Source organism: Leptospira soteropolitanensis, from assembly GCF_026151655.1.
GTDB classification, from domain to species: Bacteria; Spirochaetota; Leptospiria; order Leptospirales; family Leptospiraceae; genus Leptospira_A; species Leptospira_A soteropolitanensis.
Genome location: NZ_JAMQPN010000007.1, coordinates 99,077 through 117,823 on the forward strand (window position 1 = coordinate 99,077; position 18,747 = coordinate 117,823).

The following is an 18,747-nucleotide window of genomic DNA, read 5'->3' on the forward strand; positions in this document are numbered from 1 at the left end:
GCCGATTTGCCCCAATTCCAAATGATGGTTTCACAAACCTTCTGCGGGAATAGCTCAGCGGTAGAGCATCTCCTTGCCAAGGAGAGGGTCGCGGGTTCAAGTCCCGTTTCCCGCTAATGAAGGTACGCTTCTTTTTCTTTCCACTACACTCTCTTTTTTTACACTGGATATAATACGATGGAATTTACGGCAAAAAAAAATAACAACGCAACTTGTGACTTAAGCATCCAATTTACAGCTGAAGAAGTCCGCACTGCCTACTCTAAGGCTTACAAAAATGCATCTGAAAAAGTAAAAATCCCTGGGTTTCGTCCCGGAAAAGCACCGCTTGGTATGGTCGAAAAAGTCCTCGGTGATTCCGTAATGGACGATGCCGCAAACATTATGCTGAACCAAGCAATGGCAGACCTATTTGATAAATTGGAACACAAACCAATTCGCCTGCCGCAATTCCAAATGGAAACATTTGATAAAAATACAGGTGCCAAAGCCAAAGCTACTTACGACACCAAACCAGAAGTCACCTTACCGAAGTTGAAAAAGATCAAAATCCAACCCAAAGAAATTAAAATTTCTGATGCGGACATCCAAAAGGAATTGGAAGGGATCCAAAAAAACATGGCTCGTAACTCTTTGAAAGAAGAGGGAGAACCAGTAGAATCTGCAGACTTACTCGAAATTAATTATAAGTTTAAAGAAACTGGGAAAGAATACCCTGAACAAGGTCAAATTGGGAAATTCCAAATGGGAGCTCCCCAAAACCCACCAGGTTTTGAAACCAATCTTCTGGGGATGAAACTAAACGAAACTAAAGAGTTCTCCTTTACTTACCCTGATTCCTATCCACAATCGCCAGAGTCTGCGGGAAAAACAATTGTTTACACGGTGACCGTAACTGCGATTTATAAAGTGACTTATCCTGAAATCAACGACGAATTTGCATCGGAAGTCGATGGTTCTGCCAACTTACAAGAGTTAAAAGAAAAAACAAAAAAACAACTTGTTGAAATTTTCGGAAACGCACTGACGAAACGGGCCACCGATGATGCTTACAATGAAATCATCAAAGAATCTAAGTTCATCATTCCTGCGTCATTAATTTACGAAGAAACAGAAACCGTATTCCAAAACTTTATGCGTGAATTTGGCCTTCCTGTATCTTCGCTTGCCGACTACGCAAAACGATTGAACAAGGAAGAAAAGGAAGTTCGTGAATCCTTCTCAAAAGCGGCTGAAAAACGCATCCAAACCTATATTTTGAAGCAGAAAATCGCGGAAGACCATAAAATCCAAATTTCTGACGAAGAAGTAGAGGCGGGTTACGAAAAAGAAGCATCTGCCCAAGGAATTCCTGCCGAAACCCTTAAAAAAGAAGTCCAAAAACAGAAGGCGGAAACCTACTACCGTGACAAATTCCTGTTTGATAAAATCGACGAGTTTGTATACGCTGAGGTAGAAAAGAAGTCGCCTAAGACTATTTCAACGGAAGAAGCTGAGAAAATTCTTAGCGGGAAAGAAGAGTAAACTATGTCTACACTCATGCCTTATGTCATCGAACAAACTAGCCGTGGCGAACGCCAATATGATATTTTTTCACGGCTTTTGAAAGACCGGATCATTTTTCTTGGATCTGCCATCGACGAAACCTATGCCAATGTGATTTCGGCACAGCTTTTGTTTTTAGAAGCAGAAAACCCTGACCGTGATATCTATCTCTACATCAATAGCCCTGGTGGGTATGTGAGTTCTGGCCTTGCGATTTACGATACCATGCAGCTCATCAAACCTGAGGTAAGGACCCTTTGTATCGGACAGGCATCTTCTATGGCAGCACTCCTTCTTGCGGGTGGGGCCAAAGGAAAACGTTCCGCACTTCCTAATTCTAGAATTATGTTACACCAACCTTATGGTGGAGCGGGTGGACAAGCTTCGGATATCGAAATTTCGGCAAAAGAAATCATCAAGATCAAGGACAAACTCATCGATCTTTATGGAAGACACACCGGAAAATCATCAGAACAAATTCGTAAAGACACAGAGAGAAATTTCTTTATGAGTGCCGAAGAAGCCAAAGAATACGGCATCATCGACAACGTCATCCAAGAACGCAAACAGATGCCACAAGCTTAAAAGAGGGGCTTACACCATGACCAAACGTCCAAGCCAAACGGGTAATTCCAGAGAAAAATTACATTGTTCTTTCTGCGGAAAGGCCCAGGATGAAGTAAGAAGGCTTGTCGCTGGTCCTGGTGTTTATATCTGTGATGAGTGTATTTCATTATGTAATGAAATCATCGCAGAAGAACCGCAAGGTGGTGAAAAAACTGCCATTGTCGGTGACATCCCAAAGCCAACCGAAATCAAAAAAATCTTAGACCAGTATGTGATTGGACAAGAACAAGCGAAAAAAGCTTTGGCTGTTGCTGTTTATAATCACTACAAAAGAATCTTCCATAACGAACGTAAGGCGGGTGACGTGGAATTGGAAAAATCCAATATCATGCTCATCGGTCCTACTGGTTCTGGAAAAACTCTTCTTGCACAGACACTGGCTCGAATTCTCAAAGTTCCCTTTGCCATTGTAGATGCCACAGCCCTTACGGAAGCAGGATATGTGGGAGAAGATGTCGAAAACATCATCCTCAAACTCATCCAAAATGCAGACAATGATGTCAAACGTGCAGAGATGGGAATCATCTATATCGATGAAATTGATAAAATTTCTCGTAAATCGGACTCTGCTTCCATCACTCGTGATGTGAGTGGGGAGGGCGTGCAACAGGCCCTCTTAAAAATCATTGAAGGAACGGTTGCCAATGTCCCTCCACAAGGTGGACGTAAACACCCACACCAAGAATACATTCCTGTCGAAACCAAAAACATTCTCTTTATTTGTGGGGGAGCGTTTGTGGGTCTTAGTGACATCATCAAACAACGAGTTGGTGTGAAATCAATAGGCTTTCACTCAAATGAAGTAGTGAATGATAAGGGTCGTAAAATTGAAGAAGGGGAATCTGTGGTCCACCATGTGATCCCTGATGACCTAATGAAATTTGGTTTGATTCCAGAATTCATTGGACGACTTCCGATCATTGCCACTCTCGATGAACTCACTATTGAGAGTCTCAAATCCATTTTTACCGAACCAAAAAATTCCCTTCTCAAACAATACCAAAAAATGTTTGATATAGAGAATGTAAAACTCAAGTTCACTGAATCTGCTATTGAAGCCATTGCCCAAACGGCCATCAAACGTGAAAGTGGAGCTCGTGGTTTACGTGCGATAGTGGAAGAGATTATGATGGAACTCATGTTCCAAATCCCTTCGCGTAAAGATGTTTTGGAAGTAGTCGTGACTGATGAAACGGTTCTAAAAAAAGAAGCACCGATCACCATTCTCAAAGGCGATATCGAAAAAATCGCCTAAAGTTCAAATGACAATCTCTGGATTTGAATTTTGAATCTAGAGAAGAGATATAAAACCTATCTTAAGGATAGGTTTTTGTTTTTTAGGGGTTAGTTAATTATGGACTTCAATCAATTAAGAAACAGGTTTAACTTTACCTTTCTGTCATCTCGGCTAGGGATTCAGGTTTTGATCTTTTGTATTGGGTTTTCATTGGCTCATTGTCAGTGGCAAAAAAGTTCGGAATCCTCTTCTATTTCATCCATCCAACAAAATCCTAGTTTAGCCAGTAAACATTCCCAACATTTAGAATGGATCAAGATCAAAGAAACTGTATGGATCCATCGCAGTTTCGGAGAATTCCAAGGTCAGGTCTATTCTGCCAATGGTCTTGTGGTTCTTTCCAACAAAGGAGCTGTTGTCATTGATACTCCTTGGACAGAATCCCAAACAGAAGAACTATTTTCTGAGATCAAAACCAAGTTTCAAAAAGAGATTTTGTTTCTTCTTGTGACTCATGCACATGACGACCGTATGGCGGGAGTTCCACTCTTCCATAAACGGAACATTCCTGTTTATAGCACCGCTTTAACAGCCAAATTGGCCAAGGAAAGAGGACTTGGAAAAACAAATCCAATCCTCGATATCCAAACAAGGTTACCTGCGGGCAATCAATCGGTTGAGGTGTTTTATCCGGGACAGGGACATTCTGCGGATAATATTGTGGTATGGCTTCCAGAAACTCATATTCTTTTTGGTGGTTGTCTTGTGAAGGCATTGGATGCAAAAGATCTTGGGAATGTAAAGGAAGCGGATTTGAATGAATGGCCAAATTCTGTGAAGAGGGTTCTTTCTCGTTATACTGACGCCGAAGTTGTAGTTCCTGGCCACGGAGATTGGGGGAAGTTGGATTTACTTCGCCATACAATTCGTTTACTTGTTTCGCCGAACCACTAAAATCGAAAGTTTCTCCATAGGGTTTGTGAGATTTCTTTCTGCGCCCAGGGCACTCATCTTTTTGGCAATGGCAAGTAACATTTGTCTAGAGGAACTTGGTTTTAAATCCAAAAGATAATCTACAAACTCTTCCATAATTTCGAAAGAAGTTAAACCAAACTGGGTCAGGGTTCTATCACTTGCCCAAACCAAATAATCTCCGATTTCGATTCCATCGGCAATAGAAAGTGGGTGTTTGTGATTGGGATACCAGTGGTCGTCACCACTCCCTTCAATCACTTGAATTCCATGATCCGAAAATTGGAAAATCGGCATATCCATATAGTGCAAAAAAGACATTTTGTCTTCTCTGCTTGGGATCACAAAGGCAGAGATTTTTAATTTTAAAAAAGTAAATTGGTGGAGGGCCGATTCTAATTTTTCTAAAATTTCTTCCGTGGAATAAATTCCATCACCAAAAGAAGAAATGATCCCATGAATATAAACTTTTTCGGAAGACTCTAAAATCCCAGGTTCCATATGGCCTGCAAGGATTCCAAAAATTCCATCTTTGGCTCTGCCGATTCGGATATAGTCTGCACCCGCATAACGCATCACTGATGGAAAAACCGATACATCGAATCCGGGAATTTTAGGAATATGAATATCAGGAATTTGTTTGTTTATGGAAGCTGCTTGGTTGATTTTCCAATCAAATTTGTTTTCGAATTGTTCTTCACCCAAACTTTCATCTCCCTGGAGAAGGGTAAACCGAACCGATTTGTAGATTTTATACTCTTCCGAATCTTTATTTAGATTTTTTATGTCTTTCGGGAGTTCTGTGTCTTGGATATGGGCTATGACATGTAGAATGTATTGGTATAAAAATCCGAGAAAATAATAGGTTAAAAATCCAAGTAGGAGGGAAAATAAAAACGAGGAATAAATTCCAACCAAATTAAAGTTAAGTGCATTTTCTCCTTTAGGATTTTGCCAATGAGTAAAGGTAAATTCTGCAAATAAAAAATGTATGAGAAAAAAAAGAAAACTGATGATACCTAGGAGTACAGGGAGTTTAACTCGAAAACTCATTTGCGATCTGTGGTTTCCAATACTTTCATGATGATGGCAGAAAGAAAAAATAGAAAACTAAGAGGAACAAGTAACATTAACATCGAAAAAACATCCGGACCTGGCGATAAAACTGCAGACACTACGGCAATGATAAGCACAGCCTCTCTCCACCTAGAAATTAAAAACCGGGAAGAAAGGATTCCAATCCTACCCAGTAGGATGAGAACAATCGGTAATTGAAAGGATGCACCAAACACTAGGTGCAAATTAAAAAACAAATCGTAATACTCGTCAATCGGTAAATACGGATCTACACCATCGGGTCTGAGTATCACAAGGAAAACCCGGAGGAAATTTTCAAAGACAGTAAACCAACAGAGTGCAAGTCCCGACCAAAAGAGTAGGGTAGAAAACAGTATGATAAACTTCCCCCATTTTTCTGTCCTAGGATCTACAGCTGGTGCAATGAATCCCCAAAGGATGTATAAGAGAAATGGTAAAGAAACAAGAACCGATAGGATAAACGATGTTTTGAGATAAATCAGAAACGGCGCCATAAGCTGGATCTGAAAAAAGTGAGCATCCGGTCCTAAAACTGATTTATAGGGTTGGATGAGAAAAGTATGGATCTCGCTACCAAAATATAAAGTAGCCACCATAAAAATAGAGACCACTAAAATGGAATAGATAAGCCTTTGGCGGAGTTCCTCTAAATGGTCGCCCAGGGACATATACTTTTCCCTGGTTTCAGAACCCTCGGGCAGTGGGAGTACAGTTCTTTTTTTCCCGGCCAAGGCTTAAATCTTATGCTTTTTTCTTTTTTCCAGATTTGGATGCGCCTGAGGAGGCAGACTTTGGTTCTTCTTGAGGAAAACTGGTTTGGGTCGGTTCCTCTTCTTGTCCTGTTAAGGATTTACGAAATTCTTTGATTCCTGAACCTAAATCTTTTGCAAGGCTCGGTAGGCGTTTCCCGCCAAAAAAAAGTAACGCTAAGAAGACGATGAGTGCAATCTCCCAAGGTCCCAAATTAAAAAAAGCAATAGGTGCTTGAAAAGAAAACGGATTGGATGGCATATTTCCCTCTTAAGGCAAGAGTTATGCAAACGAATCTAGAAGCAAGCGGAATGATAGAATTCTTTAAGGTCTTGCCCAATCTATTTTCCGGTGGGGTATATTTAACAGATCCAAAATCCGGGAAAATTTTATTTTCGAACGATTTTTTTAAAAACAATTTGGGATGCCACAGATCCAATGAGGATTGTTTGGAATCCGATCTTTTGCAGTGGGTTGCAGAAGAAGATAAGGCCAATTTTCGAGAACAATTTCTCTACCCAAACAAACATTTTGAACGAGAGACTATCCAAGGCGATTACCGATTTCGGATGCCGAATGAAATTTTAGTTCGTTGGTTTCAGTTCGAAAAACGAAAGGTAAACATCCCGAAGATGGATTCCCAACTGCAAATTGTTTTTGTGCGTGATGTGACCAATGAAAAAACAAACGAAATCAATATTGTAGAACAAATTCAATTTTTTCTGGGGCTCTTTGAAAATGCATCCGTCGGAATGGCATTACAAGACTGGGAAGGTGGCTATTTTCGCATCAATCCACGGTTTACCGAAATCACTGGATATAGTTTTCAAAATTTAACGGATCTGAACATCAAGCGGATCAAAGGTGAACCTATATCTGAAGAAGAGATGGAATATTTTGGTTTTTTTAAAGAAGGAGTAGAAGAGTCCAGATTAACTAGAAAAGATGGTCGCCGAATCAGTGTTTATCGCCGAATTAGTGCTTTTCGTAATTCACAAGGAAAACCTGATTTTTATTATGTTTTTTTGGATGATGTTACTGAAAAAAAACAAATCGAGTCCTACCAATTGCATTCGCAAAAAATGGAAACGATTGGAAGTTTAGCAACCAATATAGCTCATGATTTGAATAACTATCTACAACCAATTCATGTGTTCTCTCAGTTGGGAGAAGAACAAATTAAATTAGGAAAATTTGAAGAATCAAAAATTTTGGAATATTTGGAAAAAATTAGAATGGGAGCAGATAATGCTCGTTCTATGATTCATAGGATTATTAAATATTCAAAGGTAAAAGACGAGGATTCCTCTGCAAAAATTGAGATATCATCTGTCATTGAGTCGACCATTCCTCTTGTAAATGCTGGATTACCAAAAAATGTGGAAGCTCAATTTGATTTTTACAAATCACCACTTTATACGAAGATAGATGCGGTTCGATTTTCAAAAATTCTCTGTGAATTGACTTCTGGAGGGTTACTTGTTTGGGATGATCGAAAGAGGGGACTTGTTCGGATACAGACTTCCTCTGCAGATGAATTTAAAGTGTTAGTCTCAATGGAGTTTACAGGCCTTTCTCTTCCTAGTCTCTCCGGTTTAAATACTCTAGACTTTGTCAATTTTGGTGAGGAAGAGTTTCAGTGGACAGGAATGCACTTAATCAATCGTTACGTGAAAAATTGGGGAGGTGAGTTTTATATAGAAAAACCGGAACCAATGACTGTTCTTATCCATATTTATTTACCTTTAGAAGAGGGACAAATTTTACTCGGTGCCAAGAAGACAAACGAAGAAAATAAACCAAAAGATGTTTGGTCAGTGATATCGGAAAAAGAAATTTGGATTGTGGAGGATGATGAAGCTGCTAGTGAAGCGATTTGTTTTGTTCTTTCTCAAAAACAAATTTTTCCCAAAATATTTAGAACCGCAAACTCTGCTTTAGAAAATTTAAAAAACATAGTTCCTGATTTTATATTGTCAGATTATAGAATGAGAGAGATCAACGGCCTAAGTCTCATTCGTAAAATCAAGAAGGTAAATCCAGACCTTTCAGCGGTTCTTTATACAGGAAATATGGAAGGGTTAGATTCGGAAGAATTGGATGCAGAAGGGATATTGGTTCGTTCTAAACCAATATCCGTAGATGAACTCTATGAAACGATTTTGTTATCGTTTGGATTTCTTTGATTTTTTAACTTCTTCAGCACCTGTTGTATCTTTGATGAACTGGATGAGTTCTTTTTCAATCAGTTCCTTATCGGATTTTACATATTGAGATAGTAAAACATGTGCCCCATTTTCGATTTTTAGAAGTTTGTTTTGGGGATTGTGATTTGGTCCTGATTGAATTTGATCAAAAACATGTAACATTGCAGGAACAGAGGCTACAAAATCATGTTCTGTCTCTGATTTATAGTAATACATCAGTAAGGTGGGTGCAGTAATGCGTGGAAAAGGATTGTCTTTATCTACAAATCGTTTTAGTTCCAAAAGATTTTGGATGGCACCATAATACTGATCTAAATACCAATACTTCGCCGATTCATCTTTTGGGTCGGTTTTGGAAATACGCATTTCTCCTTTGATAGCATTGATAAAAGACTTCCCCCAGTGAAAACGAAACATATGTGCAGTCGGATCATCAAAATCATAAAATGGAGAAGCAAGGATGAGGGAATCTACAAGTTCCGGATGTTTTGCTGCTAAATAAGAAGCGATGTTTCCTCCCATACTGGTTCCAATGAGGACAGTCTTTTGTCCGAGTTCTCTTGCATAAACCAAACTATCTTCTGCATCTTGGAGGTATTTTTGAAAGTTAGTATTTAGGTGGTCTTCCGGATTCGTTCCGTGCCCGGGGAGTCTTAAATAGTAAGTATTGGCACCAAAGTATTCAGATAAAAGGTTTGTAACTTCTTCTCCTTCACCACGGCTAGCACCAAATCCATGTATATAAACAATGGCAATGGGAGTTTTTTCTTCCGAAACACGAATCAGAAGTTCTTCGTTATTTGGTCTTGTATTTTCACTAGCGCTTATCTTCAGTTCGTTTTGGTAGAAGGCATCAAAATTTTCGAATTTTCTAGAGGAATCATAATTGTATTCGCCAGTAGACCAGTTGTAAGTGGATACTAGGAATGAAGATAGAATGAGAGTGATGGCAATCACCCATTTGAATATTATTCTCATCGAGGTTCTCTTGTTACGAAAGATAAATATTACAAATGCAGGATTTCTGTTTCTAATTCAAGTCAATTTGTTTGTTTTCTGTCACAAACCGACAGAACCCATCCAACTTTGGATGAAACCTGCGCCAGAAATAGCAAAAACTGCTGCTGTCTATGGAGAAATTAGAAATCCTTTTGGAAAAGACGTAGAGATTCGAAACATCGTAAGTAACCACTACAAAACAGTTGAGTTCCACGAATCCTCTTTAGACAACGAAACACAAATTGCCAGGATGCGTAAGTTAGAATATCCTATACTTCTAGAAACAAATCAAACAATCCAGCTAATGCGATCTGGTAAACATTTGATGTTATATGAAAAAGGAAATGTCTCTGGGGATTTGACATTAGAATTTCAATTTTCTAACGGGGAAAGTCGAACAGTGATTGTGGAAGAGAAAAAATGATGAAAAGAAAATTTGTCTTAATGTTGTTAGTTGGATTTGGGTTTTTTGGATGTAGTTCTGGGTTGGAATTCACTGAACTACCGATTGGTGGAAACATTGAAGCGAAAGATAAATCGGGGCAATTGGTGTCTTTTAAGTCGTTTCAGGAACCAGTTCTATTGGTTTTTTTTGGATATACGTATTGTCCTGATTTTTGTCCGAATACATTAGCAAAAATTAAAGCTGCGGTGGAACCCCTAACCGAAGAAGAAAAATCAAAATTTAAGGTGGTTTTTATCTCGGTAGACCCTGTTCGTGATTCACCAGAGACAACCACAAAGTATGTCCAATTTTATTTGCCTCAATCGGTGGGCCTTTCTTTTTCAGCAGATACGACTAATCAAATTCTAAAACAATACGCTGCCTATGTGCAAAAAACGGAAGATGGTCAAAGTTTTGACCATTCCACTTATATTTATGTATTGGATCAAAATCGTAAGACCCGAAAACTAATTAAGTCCACCGATTCTAAAGAAGTAATCACAAAATCCATACTGGCCTTAAGCAGCAATTCCGTTGAGTCGAAGTAAAGCATCGATCTCTGGATCTTTTCCGTAAAAATCGCGGAAAAGATCCATTGCATTCCCTGATCCACCTTTTTCTAAGACAGTTTTTCTGAAATGAGCAGCGTGGTCTAAGTCAAACACTCCTTTATCAACAAACGAATAGTAGGCGTTTGCAGAAAGAAGTTCTGCCCATTTATAGGAATAATATCCTGCGGCATAGCCACCGGCAAATATATGAGTAAAAGAATTTTGAAATTTATTATAAGCAGGTGGAACCACGACAGAAAATTCTTTTCTAACTTGGTCTAAAATCTCCTGAACTCTAAACTCCGTTGGTTTTTCTAGATGGATCAACATATCAAACTTCGCAAATTCGATCTGTCTTACGACTCCCATTGCCGACATAAAATTTTTGGCCTTTACCATCGTTTCTATATAAGAATTTGGGATTGGATCTTTTGTTTGATAATGTTTTGCAAAAAGTTCTAAGACTTTTGGCTCATAAGCAAAGTTTTCTAAAAATTGAGAAGGGAATTCTACGGCATCCCACTCCACTCCATTCACTCCACTCACAAAAGCTTCTTTCACGCGGGAGAGAAGGTGGTGAAGGGCATGACCCAATTCATGAAAGAGAGTGACAACGTCGCTTGGTCGTAGGAGTGATGGATGTGTTTTGGTTGCTTTAGGAAAACTAGCCACAACGAAGGCAACGGGAAGTTCTGTTTTTCCTGTTTCATCTTGGAAGTGAGGTTTCCAGTTGTGCATCCATGCCCCTCCTTTTTTTTCTGTTCGGACTTCTAAGTCCAAATACAAACGAGACCTGGTTTCTCCATCTACGACTAAGTCATAACAAAGGACAGACGGCTCCCAAACAGGTGTGGTTACTTGTTTGAATTGGATTCCTAAGAGTTTTTCTAAGAATAAAAAGGTTCCTTGGATTACCGTTTCTTTCTCAAGATAAGGCCTGTAGATTTCCTCATCATAAGAAAAGGATTCCTTTTTTAATTTTTCAGAGAAATAGGTAAGATCCCAAGGTTCTAAATCGGTGTGACCGAGTTTTTTCGCAAAATTTTTAATTTCATTTAACTCTTGCAATGCGATTGGTTTTGCTTTTTGTCCCAAATGATCTAAAAATTCAATTACTTGTTCTGGAGTATCTGCCACTTTTGTAGCCAAACTCAAATGAGCAAAAGTCGGAAAACCAAGGAGTTTTGCTTCCTTATCTCGAAGTTCCAAAATTTCCTCTATTAATTTTCCGTTTTCTGGTGCCCTTGTACAATAACCATCATAGAGTTTTTTTCTAATTTCTCTGTTTTGACCATATGTCATATAAGCAATGTAAGATGGGAATTGTAAGGTAAATTTATATGTACCATCCTCGCATTTGGCCGAGTTTTTGTCGCTTTCTGGAATTCCTTCCACATCGGATTCTGAGAGATAAAGAGCAAACGCATTGGTTGCATTTAATACATTTTGTGAAAACTGATTGGATAGGTCAGACAAACGAATTCGAATTTCCTTTAAGGCATTTTTGGTATCTGCACTGAGACCCACTCCGGACAATCGAAAATCTCTAATTTCATTTTCTAAAACTTTGACCGCTTCAGGGTTTAAGTTTGTTTCGGAAGATTGAATTTTAAGAAGGGTGGAAAAAATTTCTTCGTTTTGTCCAAGATCCGTATAATACTCACTCAGTTTTGGTAATAACCTGCTATAGATCGTTTGGCTTTCTTCGTTATTTTTTACAGAATTAAGATGAGAAATTTCTGTAACCAAGTCCCCAAGTTCTGTTTGGATTCGTTGGTAAGGTTTTGCAAAGTTTTGAAAGGTTGGTTTTTCTATTTGTAATAGAGTTTGAATGAAGTCTTTGTTCGACTCCATTTTTTCTAAAATGGAGGATTCTTTTTTAGGAAGATTTTCAGATTGAAATTCAGGAAACATAATGGCCTCTATAGTTTTAGACTCGATTTCAAATAGTTCTCTGTCAGTTTGGAAGTAGAGGGAAAGGATGCCACCGGAAAAAAGTAAAATTGTTTTCTTTGATGGGGTTTGTCATTTGTGTATGGGTTCGGTCCAGTTCCTTTTGAAACACAACCAAAAGGAGAATTTATACTTTTCCGCGATTGGTTCTGATGTTTTTCATTCTCTCATTCCCGAAAATAGGATTCCCAACCTACCTGATAGTATTCTCTATTGGAGTGCAGGGAAGTTGTACTTAGAATCGGATGCTATTTTACAAATAGTCCGTGAGTTAAAGTTTCCCTGGTTTTTGTTTTTTGGCTTCTGGATGGTTCCTCGTATCTTTAGAAACGCGATCTATCGGTTTATTGCTAAACATAGATACCAGTGGTTTGGCAAAGCGGATTCCTGTATGGTCCCTTCACCAAACATAAAAAAACGGTTTTTAGATTAATCCTTCTTCGTTTTGACAAGCCTAAGTGTTAGTTTTTTATTGCGATCATAAGCAAAAATCGAAAATGGTTCCCCTTTTGTTTCCCATTCTAGCCCAAGCCCCTTCCCAATCAAAAAATCAGATTCAGCGATCAGGAGATAACCCTTTGTTGTTTGGATTTCATCCCAGGTTATTTCTTGAATCGGCCTGTGGTAATAATAAGCAAAACTGGGGATTCCCTGATTGCCAAAAGAATGTAAGGTTTCCTCTGGAGGAACCAATGTTCTGATGATATCTGCTACCTTCTTTGTATCCATTCGTAGTTCAGAAAATTTCGGAAGAATTACAAAAGACAAAATAGCAATCATAATCAAAGAAACTGTCAGATACAACCTGTACATATAGATTTGGTTATGTTTTCTTGAAAGTTGGTCACCGAGTATGATCGCAAGGATAGGATAAGCAGATAGAGGATAAGAAGGAAGTTTACTTGCCAAACATTCATAAAAAAACCAAGAAAACCCCAGTCCCATGAGTAAAAATCGTTTCGGAGTAAAATTTGAATCAATTCCTTCCCAATTCCAAGGCAATAGATTTTTAAAGAGTTTTAAGCCTTCTGTTTTTAAATACGCAATCAATTTCCATCCATATTCATTTAAAAAAGAAAGATAAATTCTAGTCCAAGGGAAAAGTGTTATCGCAAATAACATGAGATAGGTGCCTGGAGGACCAGATTGTCCAAATACGGGATCGGTCGCTCTTCGAAAGATGTACCAATCCAACATCCATCGGATGAGAACACCATTGTCTTTTTGCCAAGAAAAATATCCCCAAAGAAGAAGAGGGAGTAATGAAACAGGTAACCATAAAAAAGGCCTCAGTTTCCACATCTTAGAACGGATTTGGTTGATACTCAAAAGAAGGACACAGGTCCCACCAAGAAAAATCAGAACAGGAGGTCCTTTTACAAGAAGTCCCAAACTCACAGAAAGCCAAAACAAAAATACAAATATTTTTTTATAGGAAATGATCCAGTGGTATAGAGATACAAAACCTAACATACTAAAGAAAACTAAAAGGGAATCTACTAAAGCAATTTTCCCGTTCAGAGGAAAATACAATGAAAAACTTAAGATGCTAAAAGCATATAATGCGGTTCTTTGTCCGTATATAATATGTGCAAGGTGGTATGTTAACAAACTTGTCCCCAAAATACAAATCGCTGGAAACAAACGTAACACCCATTCTGTAGGACCAAATATTTTAAAAAGAAAAGAGGTAATCCAGAAATGGAGAGGTGGTTTTCTATGTGGAGTAGAGTAAGGGAAGTCCATTGAGAGAAAGTCTCCTTTTTCCATCATGGATCTCGAAAAACCAGCATAAGCAGCTTCGTCTTGGTCGACCAAGGGAGAGGAATTCCCATAAAATAAAAAAACTACCAATACACAAAGTAGAATGAGGAAGGTGCGGTGGACTGAAAAGAATTTCACAGTCTCACGAGAGAAAAACCTATCAGGTTTGTCAAAGCAGAAATGAATTCTCACTTTTGTATTCATTTTGTAACAAAACTGGAATCAAATTGGAAAAAAAGATATGTAGACTTTTTTTATGCTCTTCAATGTTCCAGGATCCATTGCTTATGCAGATCATCAAACAGCAGTGCGGCCTTCTCTCTGGAAGTATAGATACGTTCTTATTTTGTTATCTTTACTGGGAATATTGATTTGCTATCAACTAGCGGTTGTTTTACTCCTTAGGAAGTCGATTGTTTTGTCAGCATCCTCCTTTCAAGGTTCAAAAATTATAAATCCTTACCAAAATTGGAATGGGGAAGGTCAGGAAAAAATATCCCTACATACCCATTCCAATGAAGTATGGTTTACCCCAGAAAGGCATACTGTAAACGAAATCCATTCCGAATACAAAAGAGAAGGTTTTGCCAATGTTGCCATCACGGATTATGGACAAGTTTCAGAGTTAGAAAACTCAGACTACATTCGCGGAATGGAGTGGGGGCAAAATTTAAAAAAACGTCACCTTCTTGCCATTGGGATTAAAAAGTCCTTTTATGATTATTTTCCTATTTATGCGAGTCGCGAAAACCTAAGTTGGGTGATGGATCGTATGAAAAAGTTAGGTGGATATGTAATTGTTTCTCATCCTAAACTTTTTGATTCATTTTCCAGAGATGAACTTATGGCAATTGATGGATTTCATGCAGTGGAAGTGTATTCACCGTTTGGCGATGATCCAAAAGTATTGGATTCACTTCTGGGACAGGGACGAAACGTACATTGTATGGCAAGTGATGATCTCCATTATTTTCCAGAAACCTCAATCAAAAAGTTTGACCAACCTTTTTGGAAAGATTTGATTCAAACTTTAGGAAACCAACGGTCAAGAAAGGGCGAGAGTTTTTTACGATATATTGTTACTGCAGAAGGTATCAAAGACCAATCTTCGGTGCTCACTGCACTCAATTTGGGATCTTTTTATTGTGTGAAAAAATTCTTCCAAGGTGCTGAAGACCCGAAGGTTCCTAAAGTGACAGTCACAAAAGACAATACCATCCAATTGAATTCAAAAGAAAGATATTTGGAGATTCGTTTTATTGGTCAAAGAGGGGAAGTGTTACAGGTGAACCCTGACACAAACAAAGCTGAATATTCTTTTCAAGAGAAAGATGCTTATGTGCGGTTGGAGATGATTTCTCTTACGGGTTCCATCCTCTCCAACGCCATTTACAGAAGTAATTAATTTAAATTTTTATCCTTATTTGAATTTTAGGTTTTGGTCGCCACCATCAAAGGCATCCAAAAACGTTTTTGATGTGTCTTCATATTGTTTGACTAGTCCTATACTGGATTGTCCCACGTTTTGGTTCAGCGCGACAAAGGTCCGAACGAAGGCTTCATCCACAGACATAAAGTCGGAACCACCGACTGTGGGACTTGGGTAATCTGACGGAACTTCTCCCGCGGTGAGTTGGTCTGTTACATAACCATTGACATTAAAAATTCCGTAAGATAATTTTGCCCCCGCATAGGATAAGTTGCAGATGGTTTCATGTTTTGTTGCCGCCGTTGTGTAAGTTGCTTTGGCAGTCGTTTGGAAGGGGGAATCAAACTTTTGCATATAAGCTAGCACATAGTAAAGATTGTCTGTGGACGTACCAAGTTGACTATTGCATCGATTCTTCAAGTCATCAAGTGCAGTGGCATTGGCTGGATTCAGGTTTTTTAGTTTGGTAAAACTCAAACGAACGACAGAACGAAAACAAAGTTGCCTACCTGCATCCACTTCGGTTAAAACCACTCTTCCGTGTTTGCTAATCCAAGCGGCATTTTCAGGACCATTCCTCCACGTATACGTTTGGAATTTGGTTCCATACACAGATTCATTAGCTGTATAACTTTCCGTGATGACATCTCCTACCGTGGCAAATTGGGGACTTCCAAAATCAACCAACCGGTAATATATCAAAGCACCATCATTTCCAAGAGTGGTATTTGGATCATCGAAAAACAACTGTAAGGAGGGAGTGGATGCTCCAGTTTTTGTAATTTGAAAAAAATGATTAAAGTCTTTTGTTCCAGTATAGGCTGTAGAACTTACCCCCGTCGTTGGTGTACTGATTTTGATGGTAAGGGTTGCCGAACCAAATCCATTTAAGTTGATATTGGTTAATACATCATTACGCGGAGCTGAGTTATTGAAATATCCTGCATTTTTTAAACCAAGGATGAGATTGTCAATGATACCAGAGTTGCCGCGTGCCCAAGTAGCGGACTGGCGAACAAAACCCCAGTTATCAGCATTCGTCGCTGACCAAAGTTTTTCTGAACCGAATCCAACCTTGATGGCCCCTCCCAAAATTTGACTTAGGTTTACGTTCGGGTCTAAACGAGTGAACTTATTGAAATCAGAAACCTGGAAACTCATTCCGAGAAAAATCAGTATGTATAAAATTTTTTTCATGGTTTACTCCGCGATTCCCTTCGGAATACAGATGGTAAATCCTGACTTTGGTCCTGAGCATCCTGCCGATTGGTTGTTTGCCCAAAGTAAAAGTAAGAAGGCATTTAACATGTCTTCGTCTTTCTTCTCTTTTTTGAAGAGTGAACAAGTGACGAGTGTTGTGAGTCCTAAAAGGGCAACTGATTGAATCAGAAAACTTCTCATACATAGGGATCAGAATCTGTATGAGATGTTTTTGCAAGAAATTATCTAGAGATGATTTGGTATTCCCATTCCACTACAGGGCTTTGTTCGATGGATGCCGTTATGGTTTGTGGAATGACCATAGACCGAGCCGTGGTCTTTGTGCCAGTGACAGCGGGAGGTAGGATTTTATAAAATGAATCTTCCTTTTTGCTACGGAGTTGGAACTCTTTCCATTCTTCACGAGAAGCAAAGGCACGAATGCGGTCTTTGGAAGGGGGGGAGGAGGCTTTAAACGAAATTCGTTTATCAGGTATCGTCACTTTGTCACCCTTGCGGATAAAGTTATCGATTTGATATTGGTTCGGGAAAAGTAAAACGGGTTCCCCTTTCTGGTTGTCAGGAACTAATACTACATAAACGAAATTGTCCTCAGCGGACTCAATTTCAAAACGTATAGCTTCCCCTGCCACATAAGTGGGTTTTAAAGAATTGATTTTGAGTTGGGAGTTGGATCCTGAACCTGTTTCCGAGAGTGCTAAGTAGATATTTTTTTTGTCTAAAAAACCAAGAAAGTCGAAAACCAAAGTTTTAGAGAGACTGTCGGGAAGGGAGTTGCGATATTCTAATTTTTGGTGGAGCACATCCACAAAGGAAATCACCGCCTGTCCATCTTCTGTTGTGATGAGAGCCAGTTTATCTACATCAGTAAGTTTTCGCAATGCCTCGGCCGACTTTGGAGAAGCAATTCCTTCTTTATCAAATTCCCAAACACTCGACTCAAAGTCTTGTAAAGGAAGTGAAATCAGTCCACGCCCAGTCGTTTGGATTTGGTCTTTCATAAAATCACGAAGGAGTAGGGCTTCCGCAGTTTGGTTGGTAACCTCCACCGCTATTTTGTACACAGGAAGCCTTCCTATCCGATCCGATGAAAACAGGGAAAGAGATAAAAAGGCAGTTAAGATCCAAAATTGTTTCATCATTCTTCCGTTTTACCTTTGTAATCATTCATCAACTGATCATTTTTTTCATATTGTTCTTTGATTCGTTGGTAGTTTTCTTCTTTAATGGCTTTGAATTCTTGGAAAATTCGCATTTTCTCTTTTACAAATTCATCTAAAATCTGCTTTTTCAACTCTTTGCCGGAGACAAGAACCTCTTCATTTTCTTTCACGAGAGTTTCTTTTCCCTTTTTGTCTGGGCTTACGGCAACGGTTCCTTCGTTCACATAAACCCCCGTTTCCACATTGCTCAGTTCGTCATCACTTCCACCTATATCTGGGGCAGCCGCTAAAAACTCAGTCCCTCTGACACCTGCAACAAAACTTGGATTAACAACACTCAGTTGGTTTTGGCTTGGGACACCTGGAGTTTGTTTGTGTGCTTTTACAAATAACTTTCCACCGACTAACTTCAAAGTAGTGGATTTGGATTTTGGATTGAGTAAGTCTTCAATTTGGATAGAAGAAAACTTGGCGAGGCGGACTGTGGCTTGTGTTGCTAGTTGGATTTCACAGGTTCCGTCTTCCGTAGTGATGGTATCTCCTTTTTTCAGGATACTTCCTAATTTTACCGGTTCTTTGGCTTTTTTGAAACGTGGTCCCGAAAGGTAATTTTTTCCCTGGATGAAACTAACGATCCCCACTTCTTCCGCCGAAAGCGTGGCAGTGAAAAAAAGAAATAAAACGGACACAATGAATCGAATCATGCCACTTTTATAAACAAACTCTCCCTACTTACAAGCCAAAAAACTAAAAAAAAAATTCAAAAAATCCACTACAATCTCAGAG

The 18,747-nt window shown here is 38.9% G+C and carries 19 protein-coding genes and 1 tRNA gene; 10 read left to right on the plus strand and 10 right to left on the minus strand.

Annotation, left to right across the window (positions count from 1 at the left end; genetic code table 11):
• Positions 1–43: 43 nt before the first annotated feature.
• The 5 genes from ND811_RS14620 to bla all read left to right on the plus strand — a co-directional run bounded on the left by ND811_RS14620 (position 44) and on the right by bla (position 4,363).
• Positions 44–115, plus strand: a tRNA-Gly gene (locus ND811_RS14620).
• 62 nt (positions 116–177) lie between these two features.
• Positions 178–1,524 (plus strand): trigger factor, encoded by a 1,347-nt coding sequence (gene tig / locus ND811_RS14625; protein ID WP_265352756.1) that lies wholly within the window; start codon positions 178–180, stop codon positions 1,522–1,524.
• A gap of 3 nt (positions 1,525–1,527) precedes the next feature.
• A complete protein-coding gene (gene clpP, locus ND811_RS14630) occupies positions 1,528–2,130 on the plus strand; it encodes an ATP-dependent Clp endopeptidase proteolytic subunit ClpP (protein ID WP_135743326.1) in 603 nt (200 codons plus the stop codon).
• A gap of 16 nt (positions 2,131–2,146) precedes the next feature.
• Positions 2,147–3,427, plus strand: a complete 1,281-nt coding sequence (gene clpX, locus ND811_RS14635) for an ATP-dependent Clp protease ATP-binding subunit ClpX (RefSeq protein ID WP_265352755.1) — start codon at positions 2,147–2,149, stop codon at positions 3,425–3,427.
• Positions 3,428–3,526: 99 nt separating this feature from the next.
• Entirely contained in the window at positions 3,527–4,363 is an 837-nt protein-coding gene (gene bla, locus ND811_RS14640; protein WP_265352754.1) for a subclass B1 metallo-beta-lactamase, read from the plus strand.
• On the opposite strand, the gene rktP is transcribed toward bla, so the two are convergent.
• The 3 genes from rktP to ND811_RS14655 form a co-directional block, all read right to left on the minus strand.
• Positions 4,340–5,434: an Arg-Lys translocation region protein phosphatase RktP gene (rktP, locus tag ND811_RS14645; protein WP_265352753.1), complete on the minus strand. Its 1,095-nt coding sequence runs from the start codon at positions 5,432–5,434 to the stop codon at positions 4,340–4,342. The genes bla and rktP overlap by 24 nt on opposite strands.
• A complete protein-coding gene (gene tatC / locus ND811_RS14650; RefSeq protein WP_407658909.1) occupies positions 5,431–6,147 on the minus strand; it encodes a twin-arginine translocase subunit TatC in 717 nt (238 codons plus the stop codon). The genes rktP and tatC overlap by 4 nt, the downstream gene beginning before the upstream one ends.
• Before the next feature lie 73 nt (positions 6,148–6,220).
• Positions 6,221–6,490: a Sec-independent protein translocase subunit TatA/TatB gene (locus ND811_RS14655; RefSeq protein ID WP_265352751.1), complete on the minus strand. Its 270-nt coding sequence runs from the start codon at positions 6,488–6,490 to the stop codon at positions 6,221–6,223.
• A gap of 23 nt (positions 6,491–6,513) precedes the next feature.
• On the opposite strand from ND811_RS14655, the gene ND811_RS14660 reads away from it, so the two are divergent.
• Entirely contained in the window at positions 6,514–8,415 is a 1,902-nt protein-coding gene (locus tag ND811_RS14660) for a hybrid sensor histidine kinase/response regulator (protein ID WP_265352750.1), read from the plus strand.
• On the opposite strand, the gene ND811_RS14665 is transcribed toward ND811_RS14660, so the two are convergent.
• Positions 8,395–9,414, minus strand: coding sequence for an alpha/beta hydrolase (locus ND811_RS14665; RefSeq protein ID WP_265352749.1), 1,020 nt, complete (start codon positions 9,412–9,414; stop codon positions 8,395–8,397). The genes ND811_RS14660 and ND811_RS14665 overlap by 21 nt on opposite strands.
• On the opposite strand from ND811_RS14665, the gene ND811_RS14670 reads away from it, so the two are divergent.
• Both ND811_RS14670 and ND811_RS14675 read left to right on the plus strand, forming a co-directional pair.
• Positions 9,383–9,859, plus strand: coding sequence for a copper chaperone PCu(A)C (locus ND811_RS14670; protein WP_265352748.1), 477 nt, complete (start codon positions 9,383–9,385; stop codon positions 9,857–9,859). The genes ND811_RS14665 and ND811_RS14670 overlap by 32 nt on opposite strands.
• A complete protein-coding gene (locus tag ND811_RS14675) occupies positions 9,859–10,428 on the plus strand; it encodes an SCO family protein (protein ID WP_265352844.1) in 570 nt (189 codons plus the stop codon). The genes ND811_RS14670 and ND811_RS14675 overlap by 1 nt, the downstream gene beginning before the upstream one ends.
• Here the strand turns inward: ND811_RS14675 and ND811_RS14680 are convergent.
• A complete protein-coding gene (locus ND811_RS14680) occupies positions 10,399–12,345 on the minus strand; it encodes a M3 family metallopeptidase (protein ID WP_265352747.1) in 1,947 nt (648 codons plus the stop codon). The two genes, ND811_RS14675 and ND811_RS14680, sit on opposite strands and share 30 nt — an antisense overlap.
• Before the next feature lie 67 nt (positions 12,346–12,412).
• Between ND811_RS14680 and ND811_RS14685 the strand changes: the two genes are divergently transcribed.
• On the plus strand, positions 12,413–12,817 hold the full coding sequence (locus ND811_RS14685; protein ID WP_265352746.1) for a thiol-disulfide oxidoreductase DCC family protein: 405 nt from the start codon (positions 12,413–12,415) through the stop codon (positions 12,815–12,817).
• On the opposite strand, the gene ND811_RS14690 is transcribed toward ND811_RS14685, so the two are convergent.
• Positions 12,814–14,286 carry an ArnT family glycosyltransferase gene (locus ND811_RS14690; RefSeq protein ID WP_265352745.1) on the minus strand — a complete coding sequence of 491 codons (1,473 nt, stop codon included), beginning with the start codon at positions 14,284–14,286 and terminating at the stop codon, positions 12,814–12,816. The genes ND811_RS14685 and ND811_RS14690 overlap by 4 nt on opposite strands.
• Positions 14,287–14,404: 118 nt before the next feature.
• Between ND811_RS14690 and ND811_RS14695 the strand changes: the two genes are divergently transcribed.
• On the plus strand, positions 14,405–15,553 hold the full coding sequence (locus tag ND811_RS14695) for a PHP domain-containing protein (protein WP_265352744.1): 1,149 nt from the start codon (positions 14,405–14,407) through the stop codon (positions 15,551–15,553).
• Between the two features lie 15 nt (positions 15,554–15,568).
• On the opposite strand, the gene ND811_RS14700 is transcribed toward ND811_RS14695, so the two are convergent.
• Genes ND811_RS14700 through ND811_RS14715 form a run of 4 tightly spaced genes read right to left on the minus strand, consistent with a single transcriptional unit; the run spans position 15,569 to position 18,665 of the window.
• A complete protein-coding gene (locus tag ND811_RS14700) occupies positions 15,569–16,774 on the minus strand; it encodes an LIC_12337 family protein (protein WP_265352743.1) in 1,206 nt (401 codons plus the stop codon).
• Positions 16,775–16,777: 3 nt separating this feature from the next.
• Positions 16,778–16,978, minus strand: a complete 201-nt coding sequence (locus tag ND811_RS14705; protein ID WP_265352742.1) for a hypothetical protein — start codon at positions 16,976–16,978, stop codon at positions 16,778–16,780.
• A gap of 41 nt (positions 16,979–17,019) precedes the next feature.
• On the minus strand, positions 17,020–17,940 hold the full coding sequence (locus ND811_RS14710) for a DUF4384 domain-containing protein (protein ID WP_265352741.1): 921 nt from the start codon (positions 17,938–17,940) through the stop codon (positions 17,020–17,022).
• A complete protein-coding gene (locus tag ND811_RS14715) occupies positions 17,937–18,665 on the minus strand; it encodes a FecR domain-containing protein (protein WP_265352740.1) in 729 nt (242 codons plus the stop codon). Before ND811_RS14715 ends, ND811_RS14710 begins: the two co-directional genes overlap by 4 nt.
• Between the last annotated feature and the right edge of the window lie 82 nt (positions 18,666–18,747).